Annotated in this window: 17 protein-coding genes and 2 pseudogenes; 8 read left to right on the top strand and 11 right to left on the bottom strand. The window is 48.0% G+C overall.

Annotated elements, in window-relative coordinates; translation table 11 throughout:
* Positions 1-426: pseudogene (locus H6G00_RS28995) on the bottom strand (hypothetical protein); the annotation flags it as partial.
* 139 nt (positions 427-565) lie between these two features.
* On the opposite strand from H6G00_RS28995, the gene H6G00_RS28990 reads away from it, so the two are divergent.
* Positions 566-2,995: a DEAD/DEAH box helicase family protein gene (locus H6G00_RS28990; RefSeq protein ID WP_347278239.1), complete on the top strand. Its 2,430-nt coding sequence runs from the start codon at positions 566-568 to the stop codon at positions 2,993-2,995.
* A 291-nt stretch (positions 2,996-3,286) separates the two neighbouring features.
* Here H6G00_RS28990 and H6G00_RS28985 read toward each other — a convergent pair whose 3' ends face one another.
* Positions 3,287-3,442, bottom strand: a complete 156-nt coding sequence (locus H6G00_RS28985; protein WP_190799379.1) for a hypothetical protein — start codon at positions 3,440-3,442, stop codon at positions 3,287-3,289.
* A gap of 61 nt (positions 3,443-3,503) precedes the next feature.
* Between H6G00_RS28985 and H6G00_RS28980 the strand changes: the two genes are divergently transcribed.
* A complete protein-coding gene (locus H6G00_RS28980; RefSeq protein ID WP_190799378.1) occupies positions 3,504-3,695 on the top strand; it encodes a hypothetical protein in 192 nt (63 codons plus the stop codon).
* A gap of 516 nt (positions 3,696-4,211) precedes the next feature.
* Here H6G00_RS28980 and H6G00_RS28975 read toward each other — a convergent pair.
* Complete coding sequence (locus H6G00_RS28975) at positions 4,212-4,367, bottom strand: hypothetical protein (protein WP_190799377.1); 156 nt, start codon at positions 4,365-4,367, stop codon at positions 4,212-4,214.
* A 20-nt stretch (positions 4,368-4,387) separates the two neighbouring features.
* Entirely contained in the window at positions 4,388-4,534 is a 147-nt protein-coding gene (locus tag H6G00_RS28970) for a hypothetical protein (RefSeq protein ID WP_190799376.1), read from the bottom strand.
* A gap of 348 nt (positions 4,535-4,882) precedes the next feature.
* Here H6G00_RS28970 and H6G00_RS28965 point away from each other — a divergent pair, with 348 nt between their 5' ends.
* Positions 4,883-5,293: a hypothetical protein gene (locus tag H6G00_RS28965; protein WP_190799375.1), complete on the top strand. Its 411-nt coding sequence runs from the start codon at positions 4,883-4,885 to the stop codon at positions 5,291-5,293.
* Between the two features lie 43 nt (positions 5,294-5,336).
* Here the strand turns inward: H6G00_RS28965 and H6G00_RS28960 are convergent, their stop codons facing one another.
* Entirely contained in the window at positions 5,337-5,582 is a 246-nt protein-coding gene (locus tag H6G00_RS28960; RefSeq protein WP_190799374.1) for a hypothetical protein, read from the bottom strand.
* 346 nt (positions 5,583-5,928) lie between these two features.
* Positions 5,929-8,247 carry a tetratricopeptide repeat-containing protein gene (locus H6G00_RS28955; RefSeq protein ID WP_190799373.1) on the bottom strand — a complete coding sequence of 773 codons (2,319 nt, stop codon included), beginning with the start codon at positions 8,245-8,247 and terminating at the stop codon, positions 5,929-5,931.
* A 388-nt stretch (positions 8,248-8,635) separates the two neighbouring features.
* Here H6G00_RS28955 and H6G00_RS28950 point away from each other — a divergent pair, with 388 nt between their 5' ends.
* Both H6G00_RS28950 and H6G00_RS28945 read left to right on the top strand, forming a co-directional pair.
* Positions 8,636-9,958, top strand: coding sequence for a bifunctional serine/threonine protein kinase/MFS transporter (locus H6G00_RS28950; RefSeq protein ID WP_190799372.1), 1,323 nt, complete (start codon positions 8,636-8,638; stop codon positions 9,956-9,958).
* A 4-nt stretch (positions 9,959-9,962) separates the two neighbouring features.
* Positions 9,963-11,432: a serine/threonine-protein kinase gene (locus H6G00_RS28945; protein WP_190799371.1), complete on the top strand. Its 1,470-nt coding sequence runs from the start codon at positions 9,963-9,965 to the stop codon at positions 11,430-11,432.
* Between the two features lie 81 nt (positions 11,433-11,513).
* On the opposite strand, the pseudogene H6G00_RS28940 reads toward H6G00_RS28945, so the two are convergent.
* The 4 genes and pseudogenes from H6G00_RS28940 to H6G00_RS28925 form a co-directional block, all read right to left on the bottom strand.
* Positions 11,514-11,651, bottom strand: a pseudogene (locus H6G00_RS28940) (ribulose bisphosphate carboxylase small subunit); the annotation flags it as partial.
* Between the two features lie 785 nt (positions 11,652-12,436).
* Positions 12,437-12,895 (bottom strand): hypothetical protein, encoded by a 459-nt coding sequence (locus H6G00_RS28935; RefSeq protein ID WP_190799370.1) that lies wholly within the window; start codon positions 12,893-12,895, stop codon positions 12,437-12,439.
* A 327-nt stretch (positions 12,896-13,222) separates the two neighbouring features.
* Positions 13,223-13,681 (bottom strand): GNAT family N-acetyltransferase, encoded by a 459-nt coding sequence (locus H6G00_RS28930; protein WP_190799369.1) that lies wholly within the window; start codon positions 13,679-13,681, stop codon positions 13,223-13,225.
* Positions 13,682-13,939: 258 nt separating this feature from the next.
* On the bottom strand, positions 13,940-14,575 hold the full coding sequence (locus H6G00_RS28925) for a LysE family transporter (RefSeq protein WP_190799381.1): 636 nt from the start codon (positions 14,573-14,575) through the stop codon (positions 13,940-13,942).
* Between the two features lie 94 nt (positions 14,576-14,669).
* On the opposite strand from H6G00_RS28925, the gene H6G00_RS28920 reads away from it, so the two are divergent.
* Positions 14,670-15,299: a LysE family translocator gene (locus H6G00_RS28920; protein ID WP_190799368.1), complete on the top strand. Its 630-nt coding sequence runs from the start codon at positions 14,670-14,672 to the stop codon at positions 15,297-15,299.
* A gap of 161 nt (positions 15,300-15,460) precedes the next feature.
* On the opposite strand, the gene H6G00_RS28915 is transcribed toward H6G00_RS28920, so the two are convergent.
* Positions 15,461-16,375: a LysR family transcriptional regulator gene (locus H6G00_RS28915; protein ID WP_190799367.1), complete on the bottom strand. Its 915-nt coding sequence runs from the start codon at positions 16,373-16,375 to the stop codon at positions 15,461-15,463.
* A gap of 130 nt (positions 16,376-16,505) precedes the next feature.
* On the opposite strand from H6G00_RS28915, the gene H6G00_RS28910 reads away from it, so the two are divergent.
* Both H6G00_RS28910 and H6G00_RS28905 read left to right on the top strand, forming a co-directional pair.
* Positions 16,506-16,991, top strand: a complete 486-nt coding sequence (locus H6G00_RS28910; RefSeq protein ID WP_190799366.1) for an ester cyclase — start codon at positions 16,506-16,508, stop codon at positions 16,989-16,991.
* 29 nt (positions 16,992-17,020) lie between these two features.
* A complete protein-coding gene (locus H6G00_RS28905; protein WP_190799365.1) occupies positions 17,021-17,536 on the top strand; it encodes an NAD(P)-binding domain-containing protein in 516 nt (171 codons plus the stop codon).
* Positions 17,537-17,639: the final 103 nt, after the last annotated feature.

Below are 17,639 nucleotides of genomic sequence, written 5' to 3'. Positions count from 1 at the left end.
CTGCACTTGGGTAAAGTCAAATGCCAACAGATTCTTCTTGTCCAAATACTTCGCTGGACCGGTGAATCTCAGCTTGAAGCCGCCGAGTTGAATTTGGTTGCTCGCGGCGAGTGGAGATGCGATCGCCGTCTGCTCAAATTTGATCTGCGCCGGACTGAAGCGCGGCAGGTAGAAACCTTTGCCGAGGGCAATTCCACCCTTACGGCGGAGTTTACGAGTTCCCGTTGTAAAGCACAATCGCCACTGCCCCAATAGCGACTCTAGCGGGTAGGTCGATCGCTTCCGTTTGGCGGCTTTCTCAGCTTGCAGCAAGGCCGCAACGACCGTAGCAGGATCGGGGCGATCGCGCTTGCCAGAGCGATACGCCACAACTGTCTGTTGAAGAACATCGAGGTAGTTTGCAGTCGTTGTTAGTTCAGCCGTCATGCAGGTCAACCTCAGGACGATGAAGGTGGAAATCGCTTTACCAGGAAATTATACGACCGCTCGATCGACGTGGTGATTTTTGGCAGAAACAAGGAAACTATCAGAACTGGGTACTCGACTTGAAGGTAGAAGTTCCTTGATGCGAGAAGTTTTCAAGAATTCCAATTCTACACCTCGACAGCTTCTTATCCTTTGGGAATACTGTGAAGCGAAGGTGCTGCAAGCGTATGAGCGGTTGAACAGACCGAGAATTCACAGCTATTATCAGATTTACAGCACTATGAAGACTGTTCAAGTTGAGTACGCAGGTCAGATCCAGGTCGCTGTAGGCAAAAGCCCTAGAGAACTTTATCCCCATCAGAACGAAGCGATCCGAAAGCTGGATGAGCAGAACAAATCGTCGTTTGAAGGTTTGCTAGTTTTGCCCACAGGCGGCGGAAAGACTCTAACAGCCGTTCACTGGCTCCTGCGTAACTTCATCGATCAGAGGAAGAAGGTTTTGTGGATTGCTCATCGCCACGAACTGCTCAACCAGGCATTTGAGACCGTACAACTCAGTGCTTACTCATCATTGCTAGGTAACGTTAGAAATTTTAGATACCGTGTGATTTCCGGGCATCCAAAGCACGATCGTCCAGTTAACATCCAACCAACCGATGACATCATTATTGCTAGCAAGGACAGCCTCAACGGCGGTTTGAATCACCTTTTAGACAACTGGGTTAGGCAAACCGATTCAATTTTGCTGGTGCTTGATGAGGCACATCATGCCACAGCAAAGACCTACCGAAACCTGATTAATGCCATCAAGCAGGATTTTCAAAAGAGAGGAATCCATAGTGGTTTTAAAATGCTGGGATTATCAGCCACTCCATTTAGAACAAATGAGAGCGAAAAAGGGCTCTTGAAGAATGTGTTTCCTCAAGACATTATCTTTTCAGAACACTTAAGAACGTTAGTCAATAGAGGTATCCTGTCCGAGCCAGTCTTTGAAAGTCTGGAGACAAATCTAGATTTTTGCCGGGAATTGACTGATAAGGATATCAAAGCGATCGAGGCATTTGACAAACTCCCTAAAGCAGTTGCCGAAAGGCTTGCAATGTCCAGTGTCCGAAACAAACGAATTGTTGACCACTATGTTGAGAACCGCGAAAAGTACAAACCATTGTTGGTTTTCGCCATTGATGTAGCCCATGCAATCGCACTAAACGCAGTATTTCAACATAGAGGTATCAACTCTGACTTTGTGGTTGGTGAGCTTGTAAATGGAGCAACCAACGCGAAGGTTTCACCCAAGGAGAACGGAGAGAAGATTCAGCGGTTCAAAAGGGGGGAGCTTGAGGTTCTCATCAACGTAGAGATGCTGACCGAGGGAACCGACCTTCCAAACGTTCAGACTGTTTTCCTGACCCGTCCAACCACCTCTACCATTTTGATGACCCAAATGATTGGTAGAGCTTTGCGAGGACAGAAGGCAGGTGGAACTGACAAAGCCTATGTCGTCAGCTTCATCGATAATTGGGAAGACAAGATTAATTGGGTGAATCCCGAAAAGCTTCACATTGAAGAAGGTGAGCCTCCTATAAACCCTACCGAGACAGCAAAAAGGATTGCCCGACTTATTTCCATTGAGAAGATTGAAGAGTTTGCCCGGATGATGGACGACTCTATCGACACCACTACCATCGAAAAATTGGATTTTTTGAAGCGGGTTCCTGTTGGCATTTACTGCTTTTCAATTCTTGAGTCGTCTGAGTCAAACGAGTCTATGCCCAGGAACCACGATGTGCTTATCTACACTGACACTGAAGAAGCCTACGATTGCTTCGTCAATGATTTAGCCGCCCTATTTAAGAGCGTTGATGTTGGAAACAGGGAGCTCCTGACTGAAGAGGAGCTTAAGTACCTCCTACAACTTACAAAAGAACTGTATTTCCCTGACTATCCATTCTTGATTGGGTATAGAGACGCCGATATCGAAAATATCTTGCGATTCTACGCACAAAAACAAGCAGAACCAGGATTTATCGCTTTCAGTCAACGCCGAAAATGCGACTTGTCAATTGTGGCAAAGCACTTGATTGAGCAGAAATTAGACCGCATACAGGAGAAAGAGTATCTTGACTCTTTATGGAATGACAGCACATCCTTCTGGCAAGTTTTGTTTGGGTACAACTACTTATATTTCAAGAAACAGGTAGACATTGAGATCAACAAATTGCTTGGTTTCTACCCTGGCTTGAACGTAAGTGAACCGACTGTAATCCCCGAATCAGTACCGCTCGATACTCTCTCACTTGTTGAAATTCGGGAAATAGACCCAGCCGAGTACAGGGAAATTAAAGATGCTGTATTTGCTAAATATACAGATGCAAACGGATTCATCACCTGTGCTGCAAGTGGGTTTAAGAGTCAGATGCGACGGGACTTTCAAGTCGATCACATTAAACCCATGTCGGAAGGTGGTCGAACGACCCTGGACAACCTGCAAGTTTTATCTTGCAAAGCTCATACAGAAAAGACACGGATAGACAATGCCAGGATGAGAAAAAGGGCTCAGTTTGTCTAGTTGGGATGGCGACTGCAAAATTGCAAAAAGTTCGGGCTCTTGTCAGGTTTTGATGATTGAGAAGCTTACTTTGACTTGAAGTTGAAGATCCTCGTTGTCTCAATCCGTGATCTCCTCTTAGACGGACAAAGACTTAGTAACACTGCTAGGGCTTTGTTTTGGAGTGATTGTGTTGCAAAGAGTTCTGAAAACTCTACAGGTAGGCTTGAAGTACCTACGTAACCTCATTTGCAAGGCTGATTTCAGTTGCTTAGATCTACATGATCAATCGTATCCTCCCTGTTGAACTGTCTATCCGTCGAGTGCTAGTGAGCAGTTCTGTCGTTGGATGCCTGCTGGTTGCAGCAATGTTTGGGCTGCCTGCCTTGCGCCAAACATTGCTGCCGTTGCCCTTGGATCGCTGCGAAAGTAAACGGTTTGAGTCCACCGATTGGCAAGACCGTTCACGGTCCGGCTCTCCCGCCGCTGTACGCGGGTGCATGGTTGATGATCTGCTAGGCAGCATACATTGGCAGGTAAGAGCCGTCCCGAAGTCGTCGCCCTCCTAGGGGAGCCTGACAAGACGAATTACTTTCAGGACTATGATCTGGTCTATTGGTTGGGTCCAGAGCGAGGATTGATGAGGATTGACTCCGAGTGGTTGGTACTCCGGCTTGATGCTGAAGGTCGGGTGAGTGAGCATCAGCTGGTAACTGACTGAGGTTTAACTGCTAAGAGGTGTGAGCGCCACATAGGTTTCGTTACAGCCCCTTCTGCCAAGGGAAGGCTAAGACAATAAGACACCTGCCTCAGCATTGCTGCTGAGGCTTTTTTCGTGCCTGTTCAGTGCTTTTAGCTGCGTCTAAACACCGTTGGGGTGTTCACCCGCAACAGAGCTTCAGCCGTGGTTTAATTAATCCTTCAAAGCCTTATCTGGAGCGCGATCGCCGCAAAAACCTTCCAATACGTCAAATCAGAATCGCAACCAACCCTAAGTTAAGACCTAGCAACCATAGAAAGTGAATTCCCAGGACCTTCGAAAAAAAGGTTGCATATTCCCCAACTCAAGCAAGATCGTGAGGTGAAAGGGTGTAACTTAGACAATTTGCAAGGTGGGCTATCGCAGCGTAACCCATACTTCTTCAAGGGATAAATGTATTATTCACAGCTAATTCATTCCATGTCCAATTACAGCTAAAGATTTAAGCGATAGGGGATACTCTGGCGATCGCCCCACCTATCTATCCAACCGCTCAATTTTCTCAACCTTCTGCCGTAGCATCTCAATCCCTCGCTCCAGTCGATTCAGTTTCTTGCCACGGGCGATCGCCTCCTCACACTGCCCAACCTCAGCAGCCTTCAGATACTTCGACTTCTTCCCGCTAAACTGCACTTTACGGCTCCTTAGCTGCGCTAGTGAGCATTATCACTTCTGGCAGTGCCGCTGGGCTTTGATTGAGCAATCCAGCAGTCCAGCAACACATCGCCCTGCTCTCTGGTCGCTGCCTGCTGCGACTTTAGAGAAGCGATTTTTTTGAGTAATGCCTGGTGTGCTTGCATCTTTTGATTCGTGTGCAATTTAGAGCTAATCCAGCAATTTGCACACGAATCAACAAGACTCTCCATCTCTACAGCGAAGCTGGGCAAGGGCTTTCGTCTCCCGCTTGCGAAGCCATTTCCGCGCTAGGTTGACCGACCGAGCAACCTTACCCAACGATTGCTTATAGCCATCCGCGCTGCCAATGCCCCAGCGCTGTTCAATGATCTGGCGATCGCTACCAGCATTAGAAAGCTTGTTAGGACTTGGTATCCGCTACATCCAGACGAAAGGTTGGATGTCATATGATGACTTCTTATAGCCATTTAGCTTCAAGACTTTATTACTTTAGAACTTAGAAGAGAACTAAGATGAAACGTCTTGCATTACTAGTATTATTTGGTGTGCTCTCTACTCCGACAAATGCAGTTGCCCAAAACGGTATTCCTCAACCTAATTCCAACGGCGATTTTGTAACTCGTACCGATCATTCCACCTGGCAGGTTACAGACACTGATCCAAACGGACTGAATTGTCGTTGGTCAAATCAGATGCCAGCAGAATGGGCTGACCCAAGTGCTACTTTGCCACGCTTTGACATAAGCAGTTGGACATCTGTACGGCGATTCCAAAATGGTGCTGTGTTATCTGCTAACTCGAATCCCGCTGGCTTTGTCACTGTAACCGATACACGAGGGAGACCTTGGCTTAAGGTCACCATTGGAGCAAATGACCAAATTTGCTTTGTACGAGCAAACCGTCGATTCATTCGCCCAATCTAGGTGCAAGCGACTATTTACGGGTAGACAGCGATCGCCCCTACTCCTAAACCCAGATATCCGCGTGTGCATTCCCCTCATCGTCATACCAGATGCCCTGGCTCTTAAAGTATTGAATGCCAGCGTAGGAAATGCCCAACATGAGAACAGCGGCGATCGCACAAGGAATTAAAACCCGCTTCCATTGGCTGTTCATCGTGAAAGCACCTTGACGCTGTGGGTAGAGGGTCAAGATAGAGAGGGCGATCGCCCTCTGCTTATCACCCTCAGACACCTCTAGATACTGTGCCATGAAATTCTTGATAGTACAGGTTTGGACTAGTTGAGGACTAAGTACTACTCAGAAATGGGTAGTACATCGCCTACTTTTGAGGAGTTTAGGAGGCTGAACCCCTGATTCTTTTGTTGAGTAGTTGCGCCCCGCAGCAGCAAGTCAAATCTGTATAGCTTAATAGAACCATCTTCTGTACTGCTTACAAGACCAGCATTTCCATCTTTCGTGGCACACATCCTGATTACACCCCATTTGCATAATTCAGGCTTCAGCTTGGGTGGTTCTCTAAAGTGGATTATCGCTGGATTAGTAGCAACAAGAGCGAATCTAAACTCTCACCCTACCCCTATCCGACACAACCCATCTACCCCTCTTCCTCTTCCTCCTTCAGCTCTGGGTGCAGTTGTTCTGCCCGAACGGTTAGACCAGTCGATAGAACTTGAGCTTTACAGTCATTGCTGGTGCATAAAGCGGCTGAGCGGTTGACCTGCCGCCAGTCTTCTAGCTCTGCATAAGTTTTGGCGATCGCACTCAAAGCCCAAACCTTGTCGGATAGATGATCAATTTGCTCAGTGTTGGTTAGGGTTTGCTCTAGCAGAGATTTTGCGGCGGCTGGCTGATTGAGCTGGCTGTATGCCTCAGCGATCGCACTCAAAGCCTGATTTTTGGGGTATGGATGATCGATTTGCTCAGCGCTGGTTAGGGCCTGCTCTAGCAGAGATTTTGCGGCGGCTGGCTGATTGAGCTGGCTGTATGCCTCAGCGATCGTACTCAAAGCATCAGCCTTGTCAGATGGATTGTTGATGGAATTAATGACCTGGAAAGCTTGTTGATTGCCGACTTTTGCTAGCGCAACGGCTGTCCGCTGGCGAGACTCATCGGACACCTTTTGCTTTAAGCTGATCAGTTGCGATTGCATTTGCCAGCGTTGCCCCGGTGGGCTAAGCCAGAGCAGGAAGCCTGACAGGAGCAGTATCAACGTGGTGAAAGCTGCCCATCCCCATCGCTGGAGTTGCTGCCAACTTTGTTTAAGCAGTTTCTCTTTGTCTCTGCGGTTGGTGCCCCAGACGAGATAGGCTTTTTGCTGGCGCAGCAGCCACAGCTCACGCCAGGAGAGCAAATAGCGGCTGCTGCGACCGTTGCCGAGCCATTCATTGACGCGGCGATCGAGCAGGTGATTGGCTCGCTCTGCGTCTTTCAGCTCCTGCCCTGCCAATCGCACCACAGCCGGAATAATCCGCTCATGGGCCAGCTCATAGCCTGTCGCATCCTGTCGCTCGATCGCCGTAATCAGTCGCACTTCACCGGAGGCAAGCCAGTTGATCGCCTGTCTTAGCTCATTCGGTCTGACAATTCCTTTAAGTTTGTCTTCTAGCTCTGCCAGCGTCAGCACACCCGCTCTCAGATTTTGCTCTCGATTAATCAGTGCCAGCAGCACCTGAATCGCGGCTTGATAGAGATTATTTAGCTTTAAGACCTCTAGCGTTTCTGCGAGATAGCGATTGAGCAAGCCTTCTAATCCGCCCATCTGCCGATAGGCTGCTTCTGTGAAAGCGCGTCGGGTTGAGGGCTGTTTGCGTACCGTCTCTGCCAAGATTTGCAGATCAACGGGTGAGATTTTGCCTTCGGATGAGGTGAGGTCTTCCTTCACTAGCCGGGTGACAAAGCTGCGGTCAAATTCCCAGCCTTCAGTTTCAGCAATCACCCGCAGCACTTCGACGGCTGCCTCTGGCTCAAACTTTTCCAGCTTAAACACGTCATAGCGGCTCAGCACATAGCCCATCGTCCGCTGAAGCTCATACAACTCATGCAGCAAATCGGCTCGAATGCCGACTAAAATTTTGAGCGGCGCGGGTGGTTTTGCCTCATACCAGGCGGTTAAGGCATCAACAAACGGTTGGCGATCGGCTTTCTGCCGCTGATGCACAAAAAACTGCTCAAACTGGTCAAAAAATAGCACAACGGGCTTTTTAAGCACCTGCGGAGCCGCGATTAGAAGTCTCGACAAAGGCACCAATTCGGTTTTAGCTCGATTGAGTCGCGGTTCTGCATCCAGTACGGCTTTGACCAACGCCTCTTTAACCATCTCAATTGGATCGCGATCGCTGAACTTGATATAGATGCCGTGACACGTTGATGCCCGGTTTAGCTTTGGCAAGATGCCCGCCTGCAAAAACGAAGTCTTGCCACAGCCCGACTCACCCATCAGCACGCCAAAGCGAAATTCCCGCCGCTGAAGCGACTCCAGGCAGGCTGCAACCGCATCAGAACGTTGCAGCTTTTCAAACATATCGGCATCTTCAGCTGTGAATGATCGCAGTCCTTTGATGACTTTGCGCTCACCACCCTCCTGCACTTCCAGCTTGGCGGCACGGGGCATCGTTTTGACCGCAACGGCGATCGCAGCGATAAAGATGCCTGTTAGCACCATCCAAAAAACATCTGCATACCAAAGCGGCAGATCCAAAGCAAAAAACCGCTGAAAAAAGCCGATGATAATGCCGCCTTCCCGCTTGAAGCCAAAGAATAGGGCAACATCAAGCAACAGCAGCAGCGTAAACCAGTTGCGCTTTTGGATCAGCTCGGCAATCCACCGCACAAACTCGGCAGACTTCTCAGTGGTTGATTGAACAATATCAGTCGAGACGGCGGTAGACAAAGCATCGGGCTGATCTTCACTCATGGTCAGGGGAGGCGCTCGGCTCTACGTCGCTAAGCGTTGATTCAACCTTATCGCTCAAATTTCCGCAGCCTGATCTGCTTTCACGTAAATTAAGGTTTATGCAACTCCACCCCAGCATTCGCTTTGCTTGGCAAAGCATTGCCTAACGTATCGAGTGACATTACCAATGTGAGTCGATACGTTAGGCAATGTCAGCTAATGCAGAAGGACGCGATCGCGCTACAACATTAATGAATGCGGTCGCTTTGCTGCTGTTACAACTGTTTGTGAGCAGAGCTTATAGCGATCATGTGGCGGCATATGACAGCTTCGCCAGCTTGAACCCTATAAAGTTGAGGGAAGGGGCGATCGCCCGTTCACAAGTTCCATTCCTCAACAGAGGTAAAATATGGACAACATTTCCGATCTGCTTCAACGGCGCTACGCAATTCAGCAGCAGCTTGGCAAAAATGCTGGACGGCAAACGTTGCTGGCTCATGACCGGCAGGAAAACCAACAGGTCGTGATCAAATTGTTAACTTTTGACCACGACTTTGAGTGGGACGATTTGAAGCTATTTGAACGAGAAGCAGAAACGTTGAAAGCGCTATCTCATCCAAATATCCCGCGTTATCTTGACTTTTTTGAGATTGATTTGCCGGATGCGAAACAGTTAGCACTAATCCAGAGCTATGTGGAAGGGCGATCGCTCGAGGACTATCTCAAAGCGGGACGCACCTTCACTGAACCTGAAATCAAACAGCTGGTGAAGTCTCTGTTAAAAATCTTGAAATACTTGCACGGACGCAAGCCACCCGTGATTCATCGGGATATTAAACCGAGCAATATCATTCTGGGCGACCCTTGCGGTATCTGCGAAGCAGTACGCACCGGCAACAGCATCGGTGAGATTTATCTGGTAGATTTCGATTCTGTACAAACGCTAGCAACTCAAGAAGGGCGAACGGTTACAGTAGTCGGAACCTATGGTTATATGCCGCCTGAACAGTTTGGCGGACGGGCGGTTCCGACTTCTGATGTGTATGGAGTAGGGGCAACGGCGATCGCCCTACTCACTGGGAAACATCCTGCTGACCTACCACAACAAGACTTACGGGTTCAGTTTGAACAGGCTGCTCATTTTCCACCCACGCCCAGTTTCGTAGATTGGCTAACTCAGATGACCGAGCCAGATTTGAAACTACGATTTTTGTCTGCTCAAGCTGCTCTGGAAGCACTGGAACATCCTCAGTTCCAAACTTATGAACCTGCTCCCATCCAAACCCTTCCTATCCCAACTCTCACGATCATGGGAATTTCGCTCCTTCAAAACCTGGGAATGGGGTGCGTGACAGGATTAGTGTTTGGTGGATTGATGGGTACCAGCATCGTGCCAGTCTGGGGTACTTTAGCAGGAGCGGCATTTGGGGTAATGGCAGGAATGGCATTGGGGTTTGTGAATGGAGTTGTCTTGGGGGTTGAAACGCGGTTAAGCTTCTATCCTCTCACCGATGCTCGTTTACATCGCCAGACAATGACTAATATCAGCACCATGCTAATTGGCAGCCTTGGATTCGTTCTTCTTGCAGGTTCACTTGTTGAGCCTGGGATGATTAGTAGATGGATTTTATTAGCCGTTGGCATTCCAAGTGTTGTAATTGCTGGATTAGCTGCCAGAATGTCTGGGCGCGGTTTCGCGCAGTGGTACGAAAGCATTAGTCGGAGGAAGTAGACGAATGGTTGATAATGCCTCCGATAGATCTGAAAAGCTGTCCGCGTTAGAAAAGGTGTGGGGCGATCGCTACAAAATCCTGCAACAGCTTAGTAAGCGAAATGGACGACAAACGCTGCTTGCTCAGGATTTGCAAACTCAACAGCACGTTGTGATTAAACTGTTGGCGCTAAGCAGAGATTTTGACTGGCAAGACTTAAAGCTGTTTGAACGAGAAGCCCAAACCCTAAAAACGCTCTCCCATCCGGCAATTCCTCGCTACCTTGACTACCTCGACATCAACACGCCAACCTACAAAGGGTTTGCCCTGGTGCAAAGTTATATAGAAGGAAGATCATTAGAAGAACATTTGAGAGCAGGGCGAACGTTCGATGAAACCGAAGTAAAGCAAATAGCCGCATCCCTTTTGGAGATCTTGATTTATCTGCATGATCAATCACCACCCGTCATTCATCGGGATATCAAACCCAGCAATGTGCTGCTAACTAACCGTTCTGGCAATCATGCAGGTCAGGTTTACCTGGTTGATTTTGGTTCCGTACAAAACCTCGCGGCGAAAGAAGGCGGCACCATTACTGTTGTTGGAACCTATGGATACATGCCACCGGAGCAGTTTGGTGGGCGAGCAGTTCCGGCTTCAGATCTCTACAGCTTGGGCGCAACATTAATTTTTCTGGTAACAGGTCACCATCCTACTGAACTATTGGAAGATGGGTTGCAGATTCAGTTTCGTCAAGCCGCTCATCTAAGTCCTAACTTTACAGATTGGTTGGAGTGGATGACAGAACCCAGCCTCAATCGACGTTTACCTTCTACTGTAGAAGCACTGGAAGCACTAAAAACAGATCAAAGTAGACCAAAACTTAAACCTGCTGAACCTTCTCACACTTCCCAAATCACCAAATCACTTCCTCACTCGAACATCGTTCTACACAAAACTCCTGATGTATTTGAAATTCTTGTTCCACCTCAAGGAATAGGATTTTTGAGTCTTTCCTTGCTGTCGCTGGTGACACCACTTTGGGCATGTTGGATACCTCTACACTGGTATGGGTCTCTCAGCCTATCTCAGCAAGATGTTTATCTCGAAATTTTATGTCTAGCGATCGCCCTTTCAGGCGGATTAGCGATCGCCCTCTACAACGCCTTATTCGGCAAAATTCGACTGAGGATCGATCGCCAATCAGTCTTTTTTATCTATGAAACTCTCCACTTCAAACGGGTGAAACGGTGGGGTGCTTATCAAGCGATCGCCAGAGATATCCCCGTTACCACGTATCTCAAGCCCTCTTCAAAGAGCCTTTACACCGCTCGAAAACCTCATCTGCTGCTCCGGCTTGAAAAGACACAGTATAAGTTTGGTTGGGGAGTACGAACCTCTGCGGAAGTTGAATGGTTAGCAGGTGAGTTAAGAAGCTGGCTAAAAATGAGGGATGAAGCCGATTCACCCAATTCCCCATCTTTTAACCCCTAATAACTAATCTGTAAAAGTGAGGGGAAGCGTGGCAAGGCTGCGCTTCCCCTCACTTTTACAGATTAGTCAGCAACTGATCCCTTAGTAGCGGTAGTTATTGCCGCCACCTGGCTTGTGGATGATGAAGCTGAGAACCTGGCACTGCTTGATGTTGTCAAATCCGACAACCCGGACATAAGAGTCACGGTAAGCGTTGCGGCACTCGTTTACTTCTTGAAGGGGTAAAGGTCTAGTGGGGTTTACTCGACCGTGCTGGCTATTGCGGATTCCTAAAGCTCAAAGCAGCTAGGAACACAATAAAAAATAGGAGACCCATAGACGGATCTCCTGCCATTACTGGGATTGTGACAGGATACGTGCGAAATTCTGCAAGATGAGCTTGAAAGCTCTGCTCTGAAGCAGTTTCAGAAATCCCAACTTCATGCCATCCAGCCCTAAAAGCCAACGTAGAAATGGGTATTTGAGGACTATCTTGCAGGCTTTCGCACGTATCCTGTCACAATCCCTTTTAGCTTTAATGCTCAAGTTTGAAATAATCAACCCTAGTCAGATCTGGCACGAATATTTCCTTGTCAGAAGGGTAACCCCTGATAAAACCTGGATTTTGAACTCGATAAATATTATCTTGCTTAGGACTGTAGCTTTCCTGTACAGTGACTTTTTATTTGTCGTGGAGACATATTGATGTCGTTCAAGAAGCAAAGCTAAACCTGACTTACTTTTCTGCCTAAAGCCGGCTTGGCGATCCTAATGACCTGCTGCTAGGTCGCTAAGCGAACTTTCTTTGTGATTCTTAATAGAGAGGGTTTTACTCAGCGACATGAATTTGTCTCGATGCCATTCAATTTGGCACTGTACATTAGTCTCTACCAATAACTAAGCTGTCTAACGACACAGCGCACCTGCTGGCGGGGCACCGGTGCGCTGGGGTCGAAGAATGCTTACACGCCCCGCCGGCAGGTGCAGCGTTTAGTTCGGCGTGGCTTGCGGCCGCCCAGCCAGAGTTACTCTGCCAACTTCAGGGCGATCTCCATGGCGACCCGCTCATCGGTCTTTGGGTCCGACCACTCGCCGGTTCCCTCGAGGGTGCTGCAGCTGAGCTTGGCCGTGAACTTCGACCCAGCGAGCACGCCTGGGCGTGTATGTGTCAATTCGCCATAGAGGACTTTATCCTCGGTGAACAGAACCGACCCGTCCGGGCTGGTCTTGCCGCTGACCGTCATCAGCCCGTCCCCTAGCGTCGGATACCAGATCACGCCCTCGAACACGCCGCGCTCGCATTTCCTGATGAACAGCACGACTTGATGGCTTTCCTTCGGCTTCGACCACCCGCACGTCCCCTGCCAAACCTGGCTGGTTTTTAGCCCGCCGCAAGCAAACCCGTTCGCACGCTCCGGTTGGTCTGCCGGCGGCCCAGCCACCGCAGCCATCACCAGTCGCCTCGTCGTTAGATCATCCACCATGCTACGCCCTCCGGCCGTCGAACGTTCTCAATCACCCACCGCAGATGACCTCAAATACTTACAGGCAACCTCTCGGTGTCGGATGCATTGAGGTTGTTCTGCTGCTGTTAGTTGCTTTCAGTCTTTCCTCAACAGCTTCGATACAACTCCCTTCAGGATATAAAGCAACAGTTTCGGACCTGGTAAGAAAACGATACCCAACTGCTGCATCAATCCGAGAGCATCACCCTGCCCCCAATGCTCTACGACTTCCCATCCTCACCAAAATTTCGCTTCAGTCCGCTCCAAGCATATTATGGGGCTGCTTTCTGGTTGCAACTGAAGTCATCATAACTGCTTGTAGTAGGGACGGTATGGGTAGCGCTCAAAGCCAGCACGCTCATAAAAAGTCGAGAGCCAGGGCTTTTCATCAGAGATATCACCACTTAGAGTTGTTGCTCCACGTAGTATCGCCTCTTGTACTAAAAGCTCTAAAACTGCTGTTCCCAAGCCTTTACCACGTTCTTCAGAAGCAATGTAGATTTCATCAATTGTCGCTATGATTCCGCCAAACTCAAAACTAAAAGTGAAAGTCAAAGTCGCGTAACCGACAGTACATGAGTTTACGACAATCATCCAAATCTTCACAAGTTGAGGCGAATTAAATGCAACATGTATTCGCTCTCGATAAATTTCCGTATCAAAATTAATGTTTTCTTCTTGATTGAAGCCTGACATTAGCTCAAGCAGCAAGTCAGTATCTTGGCTCGAAGCTTCTTTAAGTTCTAGGTTGCTGCACTGACTCATCTTCTACATCATCGCTGCTACAACATGGAAATGGCTATGCCAAGAATCTTTAACCCCTAGCTCTATGACCTCTCACCAATAACCTTAAAGCAACTTAAACCTAAACGCCAGTAGATAAGCTTCAAGAGCCGTTTCAAACAAGGACTTGCAGCATAACGGCTAAAATGAGCGGCGACAGATATAACCAAAACGAAGCCCGAAGCCCTGCATGTCCGTTCCACTGCGTTGTTAGCTTGAGCCAGTAGACTGACTACCTATTTACGTCGGCTGGGATTTGCTTCTTATCAGATTCAACCCTAACGCAATATATACACTCCCTGTCACCCGCTCTAACCAACCTAAAACTTTCTCATTTCTCCTGAAAGTGTTCGTTGCTGCTGCCGCAAATCCAGCAATGATTAAACACCAAACCGTACCACCGGTAACAAACAAAACACCTAATAATAAAAATGGTAATGCACCAAGACCTGCTGCTGGGTTCACAAACTGCGGGAGAAATGCGAGAAAGAAAATTGCAACTTTAGGATTAAGAACATTGGTTACAACTCCCTGGCGATAAATTTGCCAATTGCTCATTGAGTTAATGTCTAGTGTGGATAGAGGTTTAGACCTTCTCAACCAAGCTTGCACACCCAGATAGATCAAATATGCAACTCCAGCAAACTTGATAGTCGTAAATGTCCAAGCTGAGGTTGCTAGAATCGCAGATAAACCAAACGCAGCAAAGAGGGTGTGGACCAAGCCTCCGCTACTGATCCCCAGTGCTGATACTAGCCCTGCTTGACGACCCTGTGAAATACTTCGAGCCAGGATATACGTTGTATCTGTACCAGGGGTAATCCAGAGTAAGAAGCTCGATAGCAGGAAAGCTAACAGATTATGAGTTCCGAACATTCTCAAATCGCCCAATAGTAGGAAGCTAAAAAAACACCAACCCATTCAGGATAGCTGCATTGCATGTGACGCAGCTCAAATAGGAGTAATTCTTATGTCACTCTCAAACATAGCTTTGTTCTTTACCACTGCGGTTGTAATGATCTGTACACCAGGTCCAGACATCATTTATGTCAGTACTCGTGGTATTGCTCAGGGGCGAGGAGTCGCACTTCTATCAACATTTGGGGTTTGTATTGGCTATATCGTTCATACAGCCTTGGCAGTGCTTGGGTTATCAGCCATCCTTCAAGCATCTGCAACAGCATTTGAAGTTATCCGATATGCAGGTGCAGCCTATCTGCTTTATTTAGGAGTTCGTACTCTGTTGAGCAGAGAGTCTCTAATACCTGTAGGTAATGAGGCTAGACCGACTAGACGAGGCAGTATTATTTGGCAGGGGATGGCTACTAGCATTCTCAATCCCAAAGGCATTCTATTCTTCATAGCATTTCTGCCTCAATTTGTAGATGCTCAGGTGGGGTATGTAGCTTTACAAATGCTAATTTATGGGCTGTCTTTTACGGCTCTGTGCTTACTGATTTATGGAATGATTGGTCATTTTGCGGGTGGTTTGGGTGATCGCTTGACACGACAACCACAAATTGCTGGCTTCATGAAGTGGTTTTCAGGAAGTGTTTTGATTGGGCTAGGATTACGGATGGCTATACCGGAACGCAAATAGTCACCGTATAACAATTGAGATGGAGCGGACAGATCAGCTCTAATTTTGAGTTCAATGCTACTACTGCCGCTCATCTCATCCGTTGTGCTGCTTCGTTTCTGAGGGTAGTTGTCGTTTAGATTTTGTCTGTTGGCGATCAGGGGTAGTCAATACAGATTTGCTCACAGGGTAGTCATTGCTGTCAACCTCTCCTTCTGTGCGGCTATAAATTCAACAAATGCTCGAATTCGAGGGGCAACAAAACGTCGATTCAAATAGCAAGTCCATACCGGAATTTCTGGGGGACGATAGGGGCTGAGGACTTCTACCAAATTGCCACTAAAAATTGCTTCAGATGCTAAGTACGCAGGCATTTGGCTCATGCCCAATCCAGCGATCGCGGAACGAACAATCGCGTCTGCATTATCAAACACAACGGAGCCGCTCACTGCATATTGTTCAGTTTTGCCCTCAACAGCAAAAGACCATAAATAAAAGCGCCCCGTTGAGCGATTGCGAAAATTCAAACAGGTATGTTGCTGAAGTTGACGGGGATGCTGGGGAGTCCCGTGTTGTTCAAGATACGAGGGCGAACTACAAACCACCAACGGGTAAGTAACCAGTTGGCGGGCAATCAGGCTTGCACTGTCATTCAAGTTGCCTATCCGAATCACAACATCAACCCCCTGTTCAGCGGGATCTATAAGGCGATCGTCCATTGAAATATCTAGCGTGATGTCTGGAAATGCTTGGGTGAATCCCTTAAGCATGGGCACTAAGCAAACTCGCCCAAATGCAGGTGAAACGCTGACAGTCAAGCGTCCTCTGGGTGCCACACGATTTCCCTGAATTTCAGCTTCAAGCGCCTCTAATTCTCCCAACACCTGTTGGCAGCCTTCATAGAAGCGCACGCCGTCTGTGGTCAGGCTGATACTGCGAGTTGTCCGATGAAACAGCTTAACGCCCAAGTCCGCTTCTAAACGGGCAACAGCTTTGCTGACAGCAGAGGTTGATAATCCCAACACATTCGATGCCTGAGCAAAGCTCTGCACTTCTGCCACCCGCACGAACGCCAGCATATTAGACAAACTTTTCATGGGCAACCATTGAAAAAAGGTGGATAAAGAAGTGAAGTTCAGCCTCTTCTCAAAAGATTGTAGACAAAATATCTTGAATATCAAGGAGCGCAACCTAATGGAGCCTCCAGACAGTTTTGAGGTAATGCCAATGACTACCCAATATCCATTTGTTCGGGAACTCTACGATGCCTTTCAACTCAGTGAATTCGATCGCTGGGATGTTCTGGTGGCAGAAGATGTTTTGGTCAATTCAACAATGGGTCGCGATATTCACGGACGACAAGCCCTGAAAGAATGGGCGGCTCAATTTGTTAGTGCTTTGCAATCGCGGGTTGATTTGGTGGACGAATTTGAGGCGATCGATGCGGCTGGTAATGGTCGTGCTTTCTTCACCATCTGTCTTGATTGGAAGCACGCTGAAGTGTTTATGGGGATGCAACCGACTGGACGAGAAGGAACCTCGATTGAGACGATGCTGCTAACCATCAAAGACGGCAAGGTTGTGCGTTGGGATGTTGCTGATAACACCGTTGAAATCAATATCTATTTCTGGGAAAGAGGTTGGGCAATTCCTCACAATGTTCATCCAGAAGTTTTAGTAAAGGGAATTGAACGTCGCCCTAGTCAAGTTTGATGCTTGTCAATTCAATGGAGACTGTAGGGATGAGATTAGCTATTCTAGGAGCGGGAAGTGTTGGCAGTACGCTGGGTCGGGCTTGGGCACAGCAAGGACATACAGTAATTTTTGGTGTGCGTGATGTCAATGCTCCAAAAGTGCAAGCCTTGCTTACAGAAACTGGAGCGAATGCTCAAGCTACAACGTTGACGGATGCAGCAACCCAAGCAGATGTCATTGTTCTGACCGTAACGTGGGAAGCAATGCCCGAAGTGGTTGAAGCTCTCGGCACTGTGGATGGCAAAGTGTTACTCGATTGCACTAATCCCCTCGTGGGCAATCAGCTTGATGCAGCCGTGAACTCAACTCAATCCGGTGGTGAGCAAGTTGCAGCATGGTTTCCCGGCGCAAAGGTTGTGAAAATCTTTAACCAGATTGGTTGGGAAACGATGGCAAACCCACAATACGGCACGGAAGCAGCCACGATGTTTTATGCCAGCGATGACGCAGATGCTAAGCAAATTGCAGCTCAATTAGGCAGCGAACTTGGATTGGGATTGTAAATTGAAGTGTGTCAAAGGTCAGAAGTTGAGATCTAATGAACTACTGAACCAGAGATAGAAACACATGACCTTTCAACCTGAACTGCTTGACCAACTGCTACAA

The organism is Leptolyngbya sp. FACHB-541 (assembly GCF_014695875.1).
In the GTDB taxonomy this organism is placed as follows: Bacteria; Cyanobacteriota; Cyanobacteriia; order Elainellales; family Elainellaceae; genus JAAUTN01.
This window is presented reverse-complemented; position numbering and strand designations above follow the sequence as displayed.

Coding starts and splice junctions, on each gene's coding strand:
- H6G00_RS28990 (WP_347278239.1), top strand. CDS start 566: ATGCGAGAAGTTTTCAAGAATTCCAATTCTACACCTCGACAGCTTCTT.
- H6G00_RS28970 (WP_190799376.1), bottom strand. CDS start 4,534: ATGCAAGCACACCAGGCATTACTCAAAAAAATCGCTTCTCTAAAGTCG.
- H6G00_RS28965 (WP_190799375.1), top strand. CDS start 4,883: ATGAAACGTCTTGCATTACTAGTATTATTTGGTGTGCTCTCTACTCCG.
- H6G00_RS28960 (WP_190799374.1), bottom strand. CDS start 5,582: ATGGCACAGTATCTAGAGGTGTCTGAGGGTGATAAGCAGAGGGCGATC.
- H6G00_RS28955 (WP_190799373.1), bottom strand. CDS start 8,247: ATGAGTGAAGATCAGCCCGATGCTTTGTCTACCGCCGTCTCGACTGAT.
- H6G00_RS28950 (WP_190799372.1), top strand. CDS start 8,636: ATGGACAACATTTCCGATCTGCTTCAACGGCGCTACGCAATTCAGCAG.
- H6G00_RS28945 (WP_190799371.1), top strand. CDS start 9,963: ATGGTTGATAATGCCTCCGATAGATCTGAAAAGCTGTCCGCGTTAGAA.
- H6G00_RS28935 (WP_190799370.1), bottom strand. CDS start 12,895: ATGGTGGATGATCTAACGACGAGGCGACTGGTGATGGCTGCGGTGGCT.
- H6G00_RS28930 (WP_190799369.1), bottom strand. CDS start 13,681: ATGAGTCAGTGCAGCAACCTAGAACTTAAAGAAGCTTCGAGCCAAGAT.
- H6G00_RS28925 (WP_190799381.1), bottom strand. CDS start 14,575: ATGTTCGGAACTCATAATCTGTTAGCTTTCCTGCTATCGAGCTTCTTA.
- H6G00_RS28920 (WP_190799368.1), top strand. CDS start 14,670: ATGTCACTCTCAAACATAGCTTTGTTCTTTACCACTGCGGTTGTAATG.
- H6G00_RS28915 (WP_190799367.1), bottom strand. CDS start 16,375: ATGAAAAGTTTGTCTAATATGCTGGCGTTCGTGCGGGTGGCAGAAGTG.
- H6G00_RS28910 (WP_190799366.1), top strand. CDS start 16,506: ATGACTACCCAATATCCATTTGTTCGGGAACTCTACGATGCCTTTCAA.
- H6G00_RS28905 (WP_190799365.1), top strand. CDS start 17,021: ATGAGATTAGCTATTCTAGGAGCGGGAAGTGTTGGCAGTACGCTGGGT.